At 72.5% G+C, this 15,609-nt stretch carries 17 protein-coding genes and 1 pseudogene; 6 read left to right on the forward strand and 12 right to left on the reverse strand.

All coding sequences use genetic code 11. From position 1 onward, the window contains the following. Positions 1–126: 126 nt before the first annotated feature. The 3 genes from ACZ4YY_RS22675 to ACZ4YY_RS22685 all read right to left on the reverse strand — a co-directional run bounded on the left by ACZ4YY_RS22675 (position 127) and on the right by ACZ4YY_RS22685 (position 2,783). Positions 127–1,170, reverse strand: coding sequence for an NUDIX hydrolase (locus ACZ4YY_RS22675; RefSeq protein WP_468292986.1), 1,044 nt, complete (start codon positions 1,168–1,170; stop codon positions 127–129). Between the two features lie 151 nt (positions 1,171–1,321). Continuing rightward, on the reverse strand, positions 1,322–1,522 hold the full coding sequence (locus ACZ4YY_RS22680; RefSeq protein WP_468292989.1) for a hypothetical protein: 201 nt from the start codon (positions 1,520–1,522) through the stop codon (positions 1,322–1,324). Positions 1,523–1,829: 307 nt separating this feature from the next. Beyond that, positions 1,830–2,783 carry an ROK family protein gene (locus ACZ4YY_RS22685; protein ID WP_468292992.1) on the reverse strand — a complete coding sequence of 318 codons (954 nt, stop codon included), beginning with the start codon at positions 2,781–2,783 and terminating at the stop codon, positions 1,830–1,832. 224 nt (positions 2,784–3,007) lie between these two features. Here ACZ4YY_RS22685 and ACZ4YY_RS22690 point away from each other — a divergent pair, with 224 nt between their 5' ends. The 3 genes from ACZ4YY_RS22690 (at position 3,008) to ACZ4YY_RS22700 (ending at position 5,297) form a co-directional block, all read left to right on the forward strand. Beyond that, positions 3,008–4,057, forward strand: coding sequence for a LacI family DNA-binding transcriptional regulator (locus tag ACZ4YY_RS22690; RefSeq protein ID WP_468292994.1), 1,050 nt, complete (start codon positions 3,008–3,010; stop codon positions 4,055–4,057). 8 nt (positions 4,058–4,065) lie between these two features. Then, positions 4,066–4,821: a hypothetical protein gene (locus tag ACZ4YY_RS22695; protein WP_468292997.1), complete on the forward strand. Its 756-nt coding sequence runs from the start codon at positions 4,066–4,068 to the stop codon at positions 4,819–4,821. Between the two features lie 86 nt (positions 4,822–4,907). Next, complete coding sequence (locus ACZ4YY_RS22700; RefSeq protein WP_468292999.1) at positions 4,908–5,297, forward strand: VOC family protein; 390 nt, start codon at positions 4,908–4,910, stop codon at positions 5,295–5,297. A gap of 38 nt (positions 5,298–5,335) precedes the next feature. Here the strand turns inward: ACZ4YY_RS22700 and ACZ4YY_RS22705 are convergent, their stop codons facing one another. Further along, positions 5,336–6,637, reverse strand: a complete 1,302-nt coding sequence (locus ACZ4YY_RS22705) for a DUF6986 family protein (protein ID WP_468293002.1) — start codon at positions 6,635–6,637, stop codon at positions 5,336–5,338. A gap of 174 nt (positions 6,638–6,811) precedes the next feature. Here ACZ4YY_RS22705 and ACZ4YY_RS22710 point away from each other — a divergent pair, with 174 nt between their 5' ends. Beyond that, on the forward strand, positions 6,812–7,723 hold the full coding sequence (locus ACZ4YY_RS22710) for an endonuclease/exonuclease/phosphatase family protein (RefSeq protein WP_468293005.1): 912 nt from the start codon (positions 6,812–6,814) through the stop codon (positions 7,721–7,723). Positions 7,724–7,778: 55 nt separating this feature from the next. On the opposite strand, the gene ACZ4YY_RS22715 is transcribed toward ACZ4YY_RS22710, so the two are convergent. The 4 genes from ACZ4YY_RS22715 to ACZ4YY_RS22730 form a co-directional block, all read right to left on the reverse strand. After that, a complete protein-coding gene (locus ACZ4YY_RS22715) occupies positions 7,779–8,741 on the reverse strand; it encodes an electron transfer flavoprotein subunit alpha/FixB family protein (RefSeq protein WP_468293006.1) in 963 nt (320 codons plus the stop codon). A 55-nt stretch (positions 8,742–8,796) separates the two neighbouring features. Further along, positions 8,797–9,585 carry an electron transfer flavoprotein subunit beta/FixA family protein gene (locus ACZ4YY_RS22720; protein WP_031139245.1) on the reverse strand — a complete coding sequence of 263 codons (789 nt, stop codon included), beginning with the start codon at positions 9,583–9,585 and terminating at the stop codon, positions 8,797–8,799. A gap of 219 nt (positions 9,586–9,804) precedes the next feature. Further along, complete coding sequence (locus tag ACZ4YY_RS22725) at positions 9,805–10,314, reverse strand: flavin reductase family protein (protein ID WP_468293008.1); 510 nt, start codon at positions 10,312–10,314, stop codon at positions 9,805–9,807. A 206-nt stretch (positions 10,315–10,520) separates the two neighbouring features. Then, entirely contained in the window at positions 10,521–10,934 is a 414-nt protein-coding gene (locus ACZ4YY_RS22730) for a TlpA family protein disulfide reductase (protein ID WP_468293011.1), read from the reverse strand. Between the two features lie 75 nt (positions 10,935–11,009). Between ACZ4YY_RS22730 and ACZ4YY_RS22735 the strand changes: the two are divergent. Together ACZ4YY_RS22735 and ACZ4YY_RS22740 are read left to right on the forward strand one after the other, a co-directional pair. Continuing rightward, positions 11,010–11,328 (forward strand): annotated as a pseudogene (locus ACZ4YY_RS22735) (DUF4395 family protein). A gap of 184 nt (positions 11,329–11,512) precedes the next feature. Next, positions 11,513–12,241, forward strand: a complete 729-nt coding sequence (locus ACZ4YY_RS22740; protein ID WP_468293014.1) for a lysophospholipid acyltransferase family protein — start codon at positions 11,513–11,515, stop codon at positions 12,239–12,241. A 352-nt stretch (positions 12,242–12,593) separates the two neighbouring features. Here the strand turns inward: ACZ4YY_RS22740 and ACZ4YY_RS22745 are convergent, their stop codons facing one another. The 4 genes from ACZ4YY_RS22745 to ACZ4YY_RS22760 form a co-directional block, all read right to left on the reverse strand. Beyond that, entirely contained in the window at positions 12,594–12,812 is a 219-nt protein-coding gene (locus tag ACZ4YY_RS22745) for a hypothetical protein (RefSeq protein WP_468293017.1), read from the reverse strand. 280 nt (positions 12,813–13,092) lie between these two features. Then, positions 13,093–13,665, reverse strand: a complete 573-nt coding sequence (locus ACZ4YY_RS22750; protein WP_468293019.1) for a transglutaminase domain-containing protein — start codon at positions 13,663–13,665, stop codon at positions 13,093–13,095. Positions 13,666–13,755: 90 nt separating this feature from the next. Beyond that, complete coding sequence (locus ACZ4YY_RS22755) at positions 13,756–14,829, reverse strand: threonine aldolase family protein (protein WP_468293022.1); 1,074 nt, start codon at positions 14,827–14,829, stop codon at positions 13,756–13,758. Then, positions 14,826–15,572, reverse strand: coding sequence for an SDR family NAD(P)-dependent oxidoreductase (locus ACZ4YY_RS22760; protein ID WP_468293241.1), 747 nt, complete (start codon positions 15,570–15,572; stop codon positions 14,826–14,828). The genes ACZ4YY_RS22755 and ACZ4YY_RS22760 overlap by 4 nt, the downstream gene beginning before the upstream one ends. Positions 15,573–15,609: the final 37 nt, after the last annotated feature.

Consider the following 15,609-nt stretch of genomic DNA (forward strand, 5'->3'; position numbering starts at 1 on the left):
CCCTCGCGCCGCACCGGCCGAAAGCACGAGTACATCCAGTACGAGCGCCTTCGTCCGGCACGCCGGGAGCACGCACCGGACACCGTGGGCACCGCACGGGACTTTCGAAACACCCCCTCCAGGGCGTCAGCCGACCGGAATCCCGGCCTCCAGATAGAGCGCGGCGCCGCGTTCCCGGGCCCGCAGCGCCCAGCGCAACCGCTCGTAGCGGACCGGGGGCAGCAGGTCGGCCGCCTCCTCCTCGGTGACGAAACGGCAGCCCCGCAGTTCGGGGCCGGGCAGGAGGAGGCCCTCGGCCGCCGCGGAGTCGAGCAGGCCGCCGTCGAACAGCAGGCGCAGTCCGCCGTAGCCGGGCGGTGTCGGCCGCTCCCAGTCGACGACGAGCAGCCGGGGGACCTCGGCCAGGCGGACGCCGGTCTCCTCCTCGACCTCGCGCATGCCCGCGCGCGCGGGTGCCTCGCCCGGCTCGACGACACCGCCCGGGAACTCCCAGCCGGGCTTGTAGGTGGGGTCGACGAGCAGCACGCGGTCGCTCTCGTCGAAGAGCAGCACCCCGGCGGCGAGCGTCTCGGCGGTGGGCTCGGGGGTCTGCACGATGTCGCAGGCGGCCGCGGCCCCGCTGCCGACGGCCTGCGCTATGCGTACGGCGGTCTCGTGCGGGGTGAGGTCGCTGGTGTCGACCGGGTGGGCGTCCGCGGTGAGCCAGGAGGCGAGGGCGGCGCGGTAGGGCTCGATGTGGTCGCACGACCACTGACGTATCCGCAGCTCGCCGTCGGGGAGGTCGGGCGGGACCTCCCGCCCGGCCATCCGCTCACGCAGGATCGTTTCCGCCGGAGCGAGGAGCACATGGCGGACGGGGATCCGGCGTGCGGCGAGACCGCCGAAGATCTCGTCGCGGTACTCCTGGCGCAGCAGGGTCATGGGGACGACGAGGGTGCCGCCGACCTCGCCGAGCAGGGCGGCGGCGGTGTCGATCACCATCCGGCGCCAGATCGGCAGGTCCTGGTAGTCGCCGACCTCGGTGAGGCACTTGGGCGGCAGCAGGTGCGGGAGCACCGCCCCGATGACCTCGGGGTCGAAGAGCGTGCTGTTCGGGATCAGGTCGATCAGCTCCCGTGCGGTGGACGTCTTCCCCGCACCGAACGCGCCGTTGATCCAGACGACGGTCACGTGTCCCCCTCTTCTGTTGGCCCCCTGTGGCTTGCCCGCTCCACCCTCCCACGGAAACCCCCTCCCGTTGAGGCCTGCGGGCAGGCGTACGAACGCCGTGGCGCCGGCCCCCGTGGTGGGGACCGGCGCCACGGCGTCGGTGCGGAACGCGTCAGTCGGTTGCGCCGCCCAGGGCGCTCTCGTCGACACCGGAGAGGCTGTCGCTGGCGACGGCCGGGTCGAGCGTGCTGAGGGTGTCCCCGACGTTCAGCCCCTCGAGGGCCTCACCGCCCAGGCTGTGGGAGGGGGTGATGGCCGCGACGACGAAACCGGTGGCGAGGGAGGCGATGGCGAGCATGCTGCGCTTCTTCATGCCGGGATCAACTGCGCAGAGCGCGTGAGGTCACGCGGCGGCCGGCGCACCGACCGAACGGGGCGTCGGCGTCCCGGCGCCGAAACGTTCCGGCACGGGACCCCGAGGGGTTCGGCCCCCGCCACCCCACCCACCGGGAGGCAACGTTTCACCAGCGGCCCCGCCCCGGTGGCGGAACGTCCACCAGGCGGATCCCCGCCCAACGCCGCCGACGGCCGGCGACCGCCGCCGGGCGCTGCGCGGATCCGGCACCCAGTGGTTCACCCCCGCCACCCCACCCGTCGCGCCGAAACGTTCCGTCAGCTCTTCACACCCCCGCCGCCGTGACTCCCTGCGTCCTCGCCAGCGCCGCCGCGGCCGCGCCCACCAGCCCGGCGTCCGTGCCGGTGCGGGCCGGCGCCACGGTCAGCCGCCGGACGAAGGAGAGCGTCGCGTAGTCGGCGAGTGCCCGTCGCAGCGGGGTGAAGAGCACGTCGCCGGCCTTGCCCACACCGCCGCCGACCACCGCGATGTCGATCTCGACGAGGGTCGCCGTGGCGGCGATGCCGGCGGCGAGCGCCCTGGCGGCCCGCTCGAAGGAGGCCACCGCGACCGGATCCCCCGTGCGGGCGGCGGCGGCCACCGCGGCCGCCGAGGCGTCCCCGTCCGGACCGGGCCGCCAGCCGTTGTCCAGCGCCCGCCGGGCGATGTTGGGTCCGCTCGCGATGCGCTCCACGCAGCCGCGGGCACCGCACGGGCACGGGTCGCCGTCCAGGTCGACGCTGATGTGACCGATGTGTCCGGCGTTGCCGGTGGGGCCCGCGTGCAGTCGGCCGTTGAGCACCAGGCCGCCACCGACCCCGGTGGACACCACCATGCACAGCGCGTTGTCATGGCCGCGGGCGGCGCCCTGCCAGTGCTCGGCGGCCGTGATCGCGACGCCGTCGCCGATCAGCTCGACGGGCAGGTTCCCGGTGGCGGCCCGCACCCGCTCGACGAGCGGGAAGTCGCGCCAGCCCGGCACGTTCACCGGGCTGACCGTCCCGGCGGAGGCGTCGACGGGGCCCGCGCTGCCGATGCCGAGGGCCTCGGCGCGCCCCCACAGCGGCGAGGCGGTCAGGTCCCCCAGCACCTCCCCGACGGCCCGCATCACGGTGTCGCCGTCCTCCTGAGCGGGCGTGGGCCGCTGCGCGCGGGCCAGGATCGTGCCGTCGCCGTCCACCAGCGCTCCGGCGATCTTGGTGCCGCCGATGTCGAGCGCGGCCACGAGGTCGGTGTGCATCAGTCTGGGTTCTCCCCGTCACCATCGGAATATGGGCTGGCCGGTCCAGCGGTGGGGGACGTGGGCCGGAGATTGCGGTGGACAGTCTCCCCCGCACCTGACAACGTTGTCCAGGGCCTATGCTCGACGCTACATCCTCATACAGACCAGGGACGCGTGCACCCCCCGGGAGCGATCGGGTGCGACGGCCGTCCCCGTGGACCACAGGACAGGACACCCGCACCGTGCCCGAGACGCCCCGCCGCCCGGTCGGCATCGCCGGAAGCCGCTACGGCAACCGTCCCACCATGAAGGACGTCGCGGCCCGCGCCGGAGTGGGCCTGAAGACCGTCTCGCGCGTGGTGAACGGCGAGCCGGGCGTCACGCCGGAGACCGAGCGGCGCGTGCAGGAGGCCATCGAGGCGCTCGGCTTCCGGCGCAACGACAGCGCGCGGGTGCTGCGCAAGGGCCGCACCGCGAGCATCGGCCTGGTCCTGGAGGACCTCGCCGACCCGTTCTACGGCCCGCTCAGCCGCGCGGTGGAGGAGGTGGCCAGGGCGCACGGGGCGCTGCTCATCAACGGCTCCAGCGCCGAGGACCCGGTGCGGGAGCAGGAACTGGCGCTGGCGCTGTGCGCGCGCCGGGTGGACGGGCTGGTGGTCATCCCGGCCGGTGACGACCACCGTTACCTGGAGCCGGAGATCAAGGCGGGCGTGGCCACGGTCTTCGTGGACCGGCCGGCCGGCCGGATCGACGCCGACTGCGTCCTGTCGGACAACTTCGGGGGCGCCCGGGAGGGGGTCGCCCATCTGGTCGCGCACGGCCACCGCAGGATCGGCTTCATCGGTGACATGCCGCGCATCCACACGGCCGCTGAACGGCTTCGGGGCTACCGGGCCGCGATGGCGGACGCGGGCATCGAGGTCGAGGACGCCTGGATGTCCCTCGGGTCCACCGATCCGGGCCGGGTGCGGCGGGCCGCCGAGGTGATGCTGTCCGGTCCGGCGCCGGTCACGGCGGTCTTCTCCGGCAACAACCGGGTGACGGTCACCGTGATCCGGGTGCTCGCCGAGCAGGCCCGCCGGGTCGCCCTGGTGGCCTTCGACGATCTGGAGCTCGCCGATCTGCTCCAGCCGGGCGTCACCGTGGTCGCCCAGGACGCGGCGGCCATCGGCCGGACCGCCGGGGACCGGCTGTTCCGGCAGTTGGACGGCACGCTGCTCGTGCCCGAGCGCATCCAGTTGCCGACCCGGCTGATCACCCGCGGCTCGGGCGAGCTGCCCCCGGCGGACTGAGGCCGCCGGTGTACGAGCGTCACGAGCACCGCACCCTCGAGACCCTGCGCCTGGCGGACGCGCCGCGCGACCGGCCGCTGAGCTATCCCGGGGCCTGGCCGGCGGAGTCCGGGCTGCTGGAGGGGGACCGGCTGCTGCCGCTGGACCGGCTGACGTTCCCCGGGCGGACACCGGTCCTGGCCGTCGGCTCCAACGCCTGTCCCGGTCAACTGCGCCACAAGATGACCGAGTTCTCGATCACCTCGCCCGTCCCGATGGTCAAAGTCCGCGTCACCGGCATCGGCGTCGGCGTCTCCGCGCACGTCAGCCGCCTCGGCTACGTGTCCGCCTCCCCCGTCAAGGCGCCCGAGGCGACAAGGGAGTTGTTCGTCATCTGGCTGGACGCCCGGCAGCTCGCGGCGATCGACGCCAGCGAGGGCGTGCCGCTCCCCCACGGCAACTACGCCCGGGCCCTGCTCCCCGCCGCGCAGGCCCGCATCGAGCTGGAGAACGGCGAGACCCTCCCGGAGGCGTTCGCGTACGTCAACCGGCACGGCGTTCTGCACGACGGCGACGGCGCCCCCCGCGACCATCCAGGCCAGCGCGCCCTGATCTCCGAACTCCTCAGGGGGTCGGCCGAGTTGCGGCGCCTGTTCGGGGCGACCCCGGAGGAGTTCTGCGCCCGTGCGCGGGCCGACGCGGGGTTGTGCGAGCGCGGGACCCGGCTGTTCGCGTCGGAGGGGCTGGTGACGAAGTCCGGGCTCGAGCATCTCCTCGTCCGTTAGGATGATCACACGGCATCGCGTGTCGGTCACCGGCTGGGTGAGGCATGGAGGTGCCCGTGAGATTGCCTTACGGAGGCATTCCACACATGTCAGTCGAGCTGAACCACACCATCATCCACTCCCGTGACAACCGGGAGTCCGCCGAGTTCCTCGCCCACGTCCTGGGACTCGAAGTCGGGACCGAGTGGGGGCCGTTCGTCCCGGTCGACACCGCCAACGGCGTCACCCTGGACTTCGCCACCGTCCCGGCGGAGTCGATCGTCATGCAGCACTACGCCTTCCTCCTCTCCGACGAGGAGTTCGACGCGGCGTTCGAGCGCATCCGGAAGGCGGACGTCACGTACTACGCCGATCCGCACGGGAAGCAGCCGGGTGAGATCAACCACCACCACGGCGGCCGGGGACTGTACTTCATGGACCCGTCGGGGCACGGGATGGAGATCATCACCACCCCGTACACCTTCCCCGAGCAGTAGCCGCGGTGGCCGCGCAGTAGCCGACCGCGCGTCGGCGGCTACTGCGCGGCAGCGGTCAGACCACCGCGCCGGGGTGCCGCGAACGTCTCCAGGGCGGCCCGGGTCAGACCGGTCGCCGCGGTCACCTCGTCGAGGTCGAGCGCACCGCAGTCCAGACCGCGCAGCAGATGGCCGCTGAGCGCCTTGGCGGTGGCCGGCTCGTCCATCACGTCGCCGCCGGCCCGGTCGGCGTAGCGGGACAGGCGCTCGGCGGCCTGGGCGAAGCCCTCCCGGTAGAAGGCGAAGACGGCCGCGTAGCGGGTCGGGAGGTGGCCGGGGTGCATGTCCCAGCCCTGGTAGTAGGCGCGGGCGAGGGCTCGGCGGGTGAGGCCGTAGTGCAGCCGCCAGGCGTCGTGGACCTTCTCGGTGGGGCCGACCGGCAGGACGTTGGTGGAGCCGTCCGAGACCCGTACGCCGGTGCCGGCGGCCGCGACCTGCATGACCGCCTTGGCGTGGTCGGCGGCCGGATGGTCGCTGGACTGATGGGCGGCGGAGACGCCGAGGCAGGCGCTGTAGTCGAAGGTGCCGTAGTGCAGGCCCGTGGCCCGACCCTCGGCGGCCTGGATCATGCGGGCGACGGTGGCGGTGCCGTCGGCGGCGAGGATGGACTGGCTGGTCTCGATCTGGATCTCGAAGCCGAGCCGTCCGGGGGCGAGACCGCGCGCCTTCTCGAAGGCCTCCAGAAGCCGGACCATGGCGGTGACCTGCTCGGGGTAGGTCACCTTCGGCAGGGTGAGGACCAGCCCGTCCGGCAGCCCGCCGGCCTCGGTCAGGCCGGTGAGGAAGACGTCCAGGGTGCGGATGCCCCGGTGGCGGACGGCGGCCTCCATGCACTTCATGCGGATGCCCGTGTACGGGGCCCCGGTGCCCTCGGCGTGCGCCTCGGCGATCAGCCGGGCGGCCCGGGCGGCCGCCTCGTCCTCCTCGGCGTCCGGGCGCGGGCCGTAACCGTCCTCGAAGTCGACGCGCAGGTCCTCGATCGGTTCGCGCTCCAGTTTGGCCCGCACGCGTGCGTGGACCGGCTCGGCGAGGTCGTCGGACAGGCCGAGGACGGCGGCGAGGGACGCGGCGTCGGGCGCGTGCTCGTCGAGGGCGGCGAGGGCCCGGTCGCCCCAGGAGCGGATCGTGTCGGCGGCGAAGGCGTCGCCGGGCACGTACACGGTGTGGACGGGCTGGCGGGTGCCGGGGTCGCCGGGGTAGCGGCGCTCGAGCTCGGCGTCGACCGGGGCGAGGGAGGCGCTGATCTCCTCGCTGACGGTGCCCGCGAGACTCGTCGCCACCTGCTGCTGGCCCTGACCCATCCGACACCCTCCCGTTTTCCGCTTTACGGAATCAACAATCCGTAGAATGAAGCTATCCGTGGATCTTCCCGCGGGTCAACACCCTGTCCGTCCTCCGGTCAGCCTCCCGCCCCTCCGCCCCCCTTCCGTCCGGCCGGTCTCCCCTTCATCCTGGCTCACGAGGAGAGGGGGCACATGCCGGGCACCGGGAGCATGACGCGCCGCACGGGACTGAGGACCGTCATGGCGGCAGCCGTCGCCGTGCCCTTGCTCGGGACGGTGCGCGCGTCCGCGGCCCGGGACGGACGCATGCGTCGGGCGGTGCGCGTCCCGCCACTGGAGGTCATGACGTTCAACCTGCGGTTCGCGAGCACCCGGGAGCCCAACAGCTGGGCGGTCCGCCGCCCGGTCGTGCACGCCCTGCTGCACGAGGCGGCCCCGCACGTCGTCGGCACCCAGGAGGGGCTCTTACCGCAGGTGCGCGACATCGTCGAGGACCTCGGGGGACGCTACGCCTGGATAGGCACCGGGCGCAGCCGTGACGACGACGAATCGGTGGCCGTCCTCTACGACACCCGGCGGCTCGCCCCTGTCGAACACGCCCACTTCTGGCTGTCCGACACGCCGAAGGCGCTCGGCTCCAACACCTGGGGCGCGGCCAACCCGCGGATGGTCACCTGGGCCCGCTTCCGCGATCTGCGGGCCGGGGGCCGGGAGTTCTGCCTGATCAACACCCATCTCGACAACGCGAGCCAGTACGCCAGGATGCGCTCCGCCGCCCTGATCTCCTCGCGGATCGCCGCGTTCGACCCGTCGCTGCCGCTGCTGGTGACCGGCGACTTCAACGCCGCGGCCCATCGCAGCCCGGTCCACGGCGTGCTGCTGGACGCCGGCCTCGTCGACACCTGGGACACCGCGCGTGGGCGCGGCGTGTCGTACGGGACCTACCACGGGTACCGGGCGCTCAGGCCGGGCGGTGACCGCATCGACTGGATCCTGGCGACACCGGACGTGACGGTCCACCGGACCTGGGTGAACACCTACGCGGCCGACGGACAGTACCCGAGCGACCATCTGCCGGTGCAGGCCACGGTGAGCCTGGAATGAGCCGAGGCCCCCGCGACCGGTGGGGTCGCGGGGGCCTCGTACAGCCGGGAGCCGATCAGCCCTTGCGGGTGTTGATCTCCTCGGTGAGCTGCGGGACGACGTCGAAGAGGTCGCCGACGACGCCGTAGTCGACCAGGTCGAAGATCGGGGCCTCGGGGTCCTTGTTGATCGCCACGATGGTCTTCGAGGTCTGCATGCCGGCACGGTGCTGGATCGCGCCGGAGATGCCGTTGGCGATGTACAGCTGCGGCGAGACGGACTTGCCGGTCTGGCCGACCTGGTTGGTGTGCGGGTACCAGCCGGCGTCCACCGCGGCACGCGAGGCACCGACGGCCGCGCCGAGCGAGTCGGCGAGCGCCTCGATGATCGCGAAGTTCTCCGCGCCGTTGACCCCGCGGCCGCCGGAGACCACGATCGCGGCCTCGGTCAGCTCCGGGCGGCCCGTCGACTCACGCGGCGTGCGGCCGGTGACCTTGGTGCCGGTCGCCTGGGCGGAGAAGGAGACGTTCAGGGCCTCGACCGCGCCGGCCGCCGGGGCGGCCTCGACGGCGGCGCTGTTGGGCTTGACCGTGATGACCGGGGTGCCCTTGGAGACGCGGGACTTGGTGGTGAAGGACGCGGCGAACACCGACTGGGTGGCCACCGGGCCCTCGTCGCCGGCCTCGAGGTCGACGGCGTCGGTGATGATGCCCGATCCGAGACGCAGCGCCAGACGGGCGGCGATCTCCTTGCCCTCGGCGGAGGACGGGACCAGCACGGCGGCCGGGGACACGGCCTCGTGGGCGGCCTGGAGCGCGTCGACCTTCGGGACGACCAGGTAGTCGGCGTACTCGGCGGCCTCGTGCGTGAGGACCTTGACCGCGCCGTGCTCGGCGAGCGTGGTGGCGGTGTCACCGGCGCCGCTGCCCAGCGCGACGGCGACGGGCTCGCCGATGCGGCGGGCCAGGGTCAGCAGCTCCAGGGTGGGCTTGCGGACGGCGCCGTCCACGTGGTCGACGTAGACGAGAACTTCAGCCATGGGACTTCTTCTCTCCTGCTTGCGAAAGATGAGGGGCGGTCGGCGACTGCGGTGCTCAGATGAACTTCTGGCCCGCGAGGAACTCAGCGAGCTGCTTGCCGCCCTCGCCCTCGTCCTTGACGATCGTGCCCGCGGTACGGGCGGGGCGCTCGGCCGCGCCGTCGACCGTGGTGTAGGCGCCCTCCAGGCCGACCTCCTCGGCCTCGATGTCGAGGTCGGACAGGTCCCAGGACTGAACCGGCTTCTTCTTGGCCGCCATGATGCCCTTGAAGGACGGGTAACGCGCCTCGCCCGACTGGTCGGTGACCGACACGACGGCCGGCAGGGACGCCTCGAGGTTCTCCGAGGCGGCGTCGCCGTCGCGGCGGCCCTTGACCGTGCCGTCCTCGACGGAGACCTCGGACAGCAGGGTCACCTGCGGCACGCCCAGACGCTCGGCGAGCAGCGCGGGGACGACGCCCATGGTGCCGTCGGTGGAGGCCATGCCGGAGATGACGAGGTCGTAACCGGCCTTCTCGATCGCCTTGGCCAGAACCAGGGAGGTGCCGATGGCGTCGGTGCCGTGGATGTCGTCGTCCTCGACGTGGATCGCCTTGTCCGCGCCCATGGACAGCGCCTTGCGCAGGGCGTCCTTGGCGTCCTCCGGGCCCACCGTCAGGACGGTGATCTCCACGTCGTCGTCGGAGTTCTCGGAGATCTGCAGCGCCTGCTCGACCGCGTACTCGTCGAGCTCGGAGAGCAGACCGTCCACGTCGTCCCGGTCGACGGTCAGGTCATCGGCGAAGTGCCGGTCGCCAGTGGCGTCGGGCACGTACTTCACAGTGACAACGATCCTCAAGCTCACGCCGGCTCTCCTACTGCATCGTCAGTTCTCGGCTGCCTTCTCTTGCAGGCAGCATAGGCGCCACAAGCGGCCGATCCCGGTCGGGGCGGCCTGTGCTCCGACCGAATATTACTCGTCAGTACACCCAGTTCGTTCCCGCTAAGCAAGCGCTTTGAACTGTGACCTGTGCAACGCAGCGTAATCGGAACCCGACGGTTCCGCAGGGCGGCGGGGCAGTGATCAATCACGCAGGGCGGTGAAGCGCCCCTGGTGGTAGAGCAGCGGGCGGCCGGCGCCGGCCGGGTCGCCGACGACCACCTCCGCCAGCACGATGCGGTGGTCTCCTGCGGGGACGCGCGCGACGACCCTGCACACCAGCCAGGCCAGCACGTCGTCCAGGACGGGCACCCCCCGCGGCCCCTCGCGCCACGCGGTGGGGGCGCCGAAGCGGTCGGCGCCGCTGCGGGCGAAGGTGGCGGCGAGCTCCTGCTGGTGCTCGCCGAGTATGTGCACCCCGACGTGGTCCGCCCGCGACACGGCCGGCCAGCTCGAAGCTCCGGTGCCGATGCCGAAGGACACCATCGGGGGCTCGGCGGAGACCGAGGTCAGGGAGGTCGCGGTGAAGCCGGCCGGGCCGCTCTCGCCGGGCGCGGTGATCACGGCGACCCCGGCGGCGTGCCGGCGGAAGACGGAGCGCAGCAGGTCGGGGGAGGCGAGCCGAGGGGTGCCGAGGCCGGACGTGGCCGTCATGGAGTGGTCCTTCTGCGAGAGAGGGCGGCGGCGTGGGTGGCTGTTCAACGACCCGGACAGCACGCGCTCGCGGTACGGGCGAGGTCGAGGTGGACCCGGCCGTGCAGAAGGAGTTCCTCAGGCATACGGTCAGGCTGACGATAGGTGGCGTGCGCAGTCAAGTGCGTCCCGGGATCTGGGAGGTGTCTCACGGGCCGACGCCCGCGTCAGACGGCCTCCCCCAGCGCCGCGATGACGTCGGCCCTGCGGGGCTGGCCGGCGGCGCGGCGCACCACCCTGCCGTCGGCGTCGAGGACCAGCACGGTGGGCGTCCTGAGGATGCCGAGCTCGCGGACGAGGTCCAGGCGGGCCTCGGCGTCGATCTCCAGGTGGGTCACGCCCGGGACCATGCCGGCGACCTCGCCGAGGATCCGGCGGGTGGCCCGGCAGGGGGCGCAGAAGGCGGTGGAGAACTGCACGAGCGTCGCGCGCTCGCCCAGTGCCCCTCCCAGCCGGTCGGCTCCGAGCCGCTGTCCGTCGTCGCGCCCGCTCACGCGCTTCCTCCCGTTCCGCCGCCGGTGCAGCACCTTGAAGGTGTTCGCCGCCGCGAGCACCGCCCCGCACACCATGAGTCCGGTCATCCTTGGCACAACCCATCGCAAGACTGCAAGGATGCCCGCCTCACCGTCGGCTTGCCGCTGCGGAAAGCATGATTCATGGACATCGATGCGAGGGGGCCGCGCTTCGGGGCGGCCGTGACGACCGCGGTGCCGACGGTCGCACTGATCACCGGGAGCGCCCGGGTGCGCGCCGGGCAGACGCCGGCGTTCGCGCTCGGCGCGGCGGGCGGCGGGCGGCGGGCGGCGTGGCCCGTTCGCGTGAGGGGCTGGTCGGGTTCACGCCGGCATCGCGTGGCTGGGGTCGGCGGCGACCGGCGCGGCGCCGGCGGCCGCGTTTCCGAACGCCGCGTTCGGCCACTGCCTGGGACGCGAGACGTACCTGCTCGTGCGGCGGCTGTCGGTCCGGGCGGGGTGACGGTGACCCACAGCCGGAGGTGGGTCGCGGGGTGACGTGACGAGGATCTCGCGGCTGGGGGGCACCAGGACTGGCTCCCCGGCCGTTCTTGGGGCACGATCTGCGAGATGCCGTAAACCTACGGCTGCGTAACTTTGCTGCGGGAGACCGTCCCGGGCAGAGAGAAGAAGGGTCCGCCCCGCCCATGGCAGAGCTTGTCTACCGTCCGGTCGTCGGCCTCGCCCAGACACTGTTCAAGGTCTGGGACCTCAAGATCGACTGCAAGGGCTCGGAGAACATTCCGCGCTCGGGTGGTGCCGTGTTGGTGAGCAACCACATCAGTTACCTCGACTTCATCTTCAACGGTCTGGCGGCGCTCCCGCAGAAGCGTCTCGTGCGGTTCATGGCGAAGGAGTCGGTCTTCCGGCACCGGATCTCCGGTCCCCTGATGCGCGGCATGAAGCACATCCCGGTCGACCGCAAGCAGGGCGAGGCCGCCTACGCCCACGCTCTGGACTCGCTGCGCTCCGGCGAGATCGTCGGGGTCTTCCCGGAGGCCACGATCTCGGAGTCGTTCACCCTGAAGAGCTTCAAGTCGGGTGCCGCCCGGCTGGCCCAGGAGGCGGGCGTGCCGCTTGTCCCGATGGCCGTGTGGGGCACACAGCGGTTGTGGACCAAGGGCCACCCGCGCAACTTCAAGCGCAGCCACACCCCCGTCACCATCCGGGTCGGCGAAGCCATCGAGGCGTCCCGCGACAAGTACGCCGGCGCGATCACCCGTCAGCTGCGCGAGCGGGTCCAGGAGCTCCTGGAGGCCGCCCAGCGCGCCTACCCGGTACGCCCCAAGGACGCGAACGACACCTGGTGGATGCCGGCCCACCTGGGCGGTACGGCACCGACGCCCGAGCAGGTGCGCGCGGCCGAGGCCCGCTGACGCTCCCCCGCCCCGGCCCGCGCGGGCGGTGCGGCGGCCGACAGGGTCCCGGCCGGGAACCGTGAGCCGGGTGTCCGGGACCCCTGGGTGACCGCCCCGCCCGGCCGTTGTCCGCCGAACGCGCTACGGGGGCGAGGATGCGGCGCTGGATCAAGGTGTCGGTGGCGGTCGGCGGTGCTGGGCCCGGGCGGCTGGATCGCCCGGCCGTGCCTCCACGAGTGGTGGCTGATCCGCGGCGCCCGTGACGGGGTACTGCCCGCCGGCGCCGTGCGCGATCTGGTCCCCGACGACTCCCGGGTCACGGACACCGATGCGGGCGGGGTGGAGGAACTCGGCGACTACGGCTGCACCGTCACCGTCGACGGCGAGGACCGCTTCGCTCGAGGTCGCTGTCGACCCAGTAGGTGACCGGGGTCCGGAACCGGTCCTCGCCCGGCGCCGGACGGCAGTCGGGGTCGCGGCCCCGGGGGTCGAGGCGCTCCGGGCAGCGGGCGAACCGGGCGCGCTCGGCGGCGTAGAGGATCGCGAAGGCCTCGGGGTCCTCCGCGACCTCGGCGACCAGGCCCTCCACGTCGGCCTCGATGTCCGTGGAGGGCCGGGTGTGGGCGAAGTCGGCGTGGGCCTCGCCCGGCGCGAACCCGCCGTATGCCGACCAGCCCTCCCGGTCCGGTGCGCCTGCCGAATCCCGTCCCTCTCGTCCGCGTCGGCACCTGCGGGCTCTCCCCCGTCGCGCATGGCGGGGAGGTGAGCGACTGCGACCGGACGCGTGGGCGGTGGGGCTCAGAGGACGGTGGGGGCTCAGAGGACGGTGGGGGCTCAGAGGACGGTGGGGGCTCAGAGGACGGTGGGGCTCAGAGGGCGGTGGGGAGCGTCGCCCAGAGGTGCGGCCGGTCGCGGGCGGCACGCAGTGCGCGCAGGACCGCCGGGTGGGGTGTGGCGTACAGGACCGGGTCGTCGAGTTCGCCGGCCCCGGTGTCGGGAAGGAAGGCCAGCCGCTCGCCGTCCAGGGAGAATCGGGCGTCGACACCGGGTTTGTTGCCGCGCGGGTCCTGGCGGTGCCAGGAGCCGTGGAAGCGGACGGCGACGAGTCCGTGCACCACGTCGAACTTCTGGTAGCACAGCGCGGTCGGGATGTCCTCGGCCCGCAGCAGGGCGGCCAGGGCGTGGGCCTTGGCGTAGCAGATGCCGGTCCGCTGCTCCAGGACGTCGGAGGCGCGCCAGGTGACCCGCAGGTCGCCGGAGTCCTGTGAGTGGGGGATGGTGTCGCGCACGAAATCGAACGCCAGTCGCGCATAGGCATACGAATCATCCGCCTCCCGGGCGAGGCGCGCGGCGGTGTCCCGCACCAGGGGATGGTGATGGTCGATGACCTCGTCGGCGGCCAGATAGGCGGACAGGTCGGGGTTCTCCTGGATCAGCTCCATGCCCGCCGAGCATAGGAATGCGATCACCCGAGGTCAATAGATTTTCGAGCGATCGCATACCTATGCATGATGGTGGGCGGCAGTGGGCCGCTAGCGGGCCATCTCCTCCTTCAGCGTCGCCACGAACGCGTCCACGTCCTCCTCGGTCGTGTCGAAGGCGCACATCCAGCGCACCACGCCGGCCGCCTCGTCCCAGAAGTAGAAGCGGAACCGCTTCTGCAGGCGCTCGCTCACGTCGTGCGGCAGTCGGGCGAACACCCCGTTGGCCTGGACCGGGTACAGGATCTCCACACCGTGCACGGCCCGGACGCCCTCGGCCAGCCGCTGGGCCATCTCGTTGGCGTGGCGGGCGTTGCGCAGCCACAGGTCCTTGGCGAGGAGCGCCTCCAACTGCACGGAGACGAACCGCATCTTGGAGGCGAGCTGCATGGACAGCTTGCGCAGGTGCTTCATCCGTCGGACGGCGTCCTGGTTGACGACGACGACCGCCTCACCGAACATCGCGCCGTTCTTCGTGCCGCCCAGGGAGAGGATGTCGACGCCGACCGCGTTGGTGAACGTCCGCATCGGCACGTCGAGCGAGGCCGCCGCGTTGGCTATCCGGGAGCCGTCGAGGTGGACCTTCATGCCGTGCGCGTGGGCGTGGTCGCAGATCGCGCGGATCTCCTCGGGCGTGTACAGCGTGCCGAGTTCCGTGCTCTGGGTGATCGAGACGACCTGCGGCATCGCGCGGTGCTCGTCCTCCCAGCCCCAGGCCTGCCGGTCGATCAGCTCGGGGGTGAGCTTGCCGTCGGGGGTGGGGACGGTGAGCAGCTTCAGGCCGCCCATGCGCTCGGGCGCGCCGCCCTCGTCGACGTTGATGTGGGCGCTCTCGGCGCAGATCACCGCGCCCCAGCGGTCGGTGACCGCCTGGAGCGCGACGACGTTGGCGCCGGTGCCGTTGAAGACCGGGAACGCCTCCGCCGTGGCGCCGAAGTGGCTGCGGATGATCCGCTGGAGGTTGTCGGTGTACCGGTCCTCGCCGTAGGCGACCTCATGGCCGCCGTTGGCCAGGGCCAGGGCGGCCATCACCTCCGGGTGGGCCCCGGCGTAGTTGTCGCTGGCGAAACCTCGGACGTCGGGATCGTGGTGGCGACGGGCCTGTGTGTAAGCGGTCGGGTTCACGGCTTCTCGGTGAGCCACAGACGGTGTCCGTTCACTTCGGCGGCGGGCTTCTCCCAGACGTCGGTGATGGCCTCGGCGAGGTCCTTGACGTCCGTGAAACCCGCGAACTTCGCGTTGGGTCGCTCGGCGCGCATCGCGTCGTGCACCAGCGCCTTCACCACCAGGATCGCAGCCGCGGAGGTCGGCCCCTCGGCACCCCCGGCCTTGCGGAAGGCGTCGGCCAGCGCGAGCGTCCAGGCCTCGGCGGCGGCCTTGGCGGCGGCGTACGCGGCGTTGCCCGCGGACGGCTTGGTGGCACCGGCGGCGCTGATCAGCAGGTACCGGCCGCGCTCACTGCGCTGAAGGCTCTCGAAGAACGCCAGCGACGTGTGCTGCACGGTGCGGATGAGCAGCAGCTCGAGGAAGTCCCAGTCGTCGAGGCTGGTCTTGATGAAGGTTTCGCTGCCGCGCCAGCCACCGACGAGGTGGACCAGGCCGTCGACCCGTCCGAAGTCCTGCTCGATGCGGCCGGCCCACTCACGGGTGGACTTCAGGTCGAGCAGGTCGACCGGCTCGCCGGTGACGCTCGCGCCGCCGGACGCGTAGCGCGCAGCGTCCACGGCCTCCGCGAGCCGCTCCGGGTCGTTGTCGGCACCCACGACCGTGGCGCCCGCCTCCGCGAGCCGGAGCAGCGCCGCCCGGCCGGCGGGTCCACCCGCACCGGCCACCGCGATCACCGCACCGCTGAGAGCCCCGTTCCCCATGATCTTCGCCTCCTGAGCAGTGTTCTCGGTCCGCAGG

The organism is Streptomyces sp. NPDC030143 (assembly GCF_055573695.1).

Excerpts from the sequence above, each read along its gene's own strand:
- ACZ4YY_RS22680 (WP_468292989.1), bottom strand. The coding sequence starts at position 1,522 with ATGAAGAAGCGCAGCATGCTCGCCATCGCCTCCCTCGCCACCGGTTTC.
- ACZ4YY_RS22685 (WP_468292992.1), bottom strand. The coding sequence starts at position 2,783 with ATGCACACCGACCTCGTGGCCGCGCTCGACATCGGCGGCACCAAGATC.
- ACZ4YY_RS22700 (WP_468292999.1), top strand. The coding sequence starts at position 4,908 with ATGTCAGTCGAGCTGAACCACACCATCATCCACTCCCGTGACAACCGG.
- ACZ4YY_RS22705 (WP_468293002.1), bottom strand. The coding sequence starts at position 6,637 with ATGGGTCAGGGCCAGCAGCAGGTGGCGACGAGTCTCGCGGGCACCGTC.
- ACZ4YY_RS22710 (WP_468293005.1), top strand. The coding sequence starts at position 6,812 with ATGCCGGGCACCGGGAGCATGACGCGCCGCACGGGACTGAGGACCGTC.
- ACZ4YY_RS22715 (WP_468293006.1), bottom strand. The coding sequence starts at position 8,741 with ATGGCTGAAGTTCTCGTCTACGTCGACCACGTGGACGGCGCCGTCCGC.
- ACZ4YY_RS22725 (WP_468293008.1), bottom strand. The coding sequence starts at position 10,314 with ATGACGGCCACGTCCGGCCTCGGCACCCCTCGGCTCGCCTCCCCCGAC.
- ACZ4YY_RS22730 (WP_468293011.1), bottom strand. The coding sequence starts at position 10,934 with ATGACCGGACTCATGGTGTGCGGGGCGGTGCTCGCGGCGGCGAACACC.
- ACZ4YY_RS22740 (WP_468293014.1), top strand. The coding sequence starts at position 11,513 with ATGGCAGAGCTTGTCTACCGTCCGGTCGTCGGCCTCGCCCAGACACTG.
- ACZ4YY_RS22750 (WP_468293019.1), bottom strand. The coding sequence starts at position 13,665 with ATGGAGCTGATCCAGGAGAACCCCGACCTGTCCGCCTATCTGGCCGCC.
- ACZ4YY_RS22760 (WP_468293241.1), bottom strand. The coding sequence starts at position 15,572 with ATGGGGAACGGGGCTCTCAGCGGTGCGGTGATCGCGGTGGCCGGTGCG.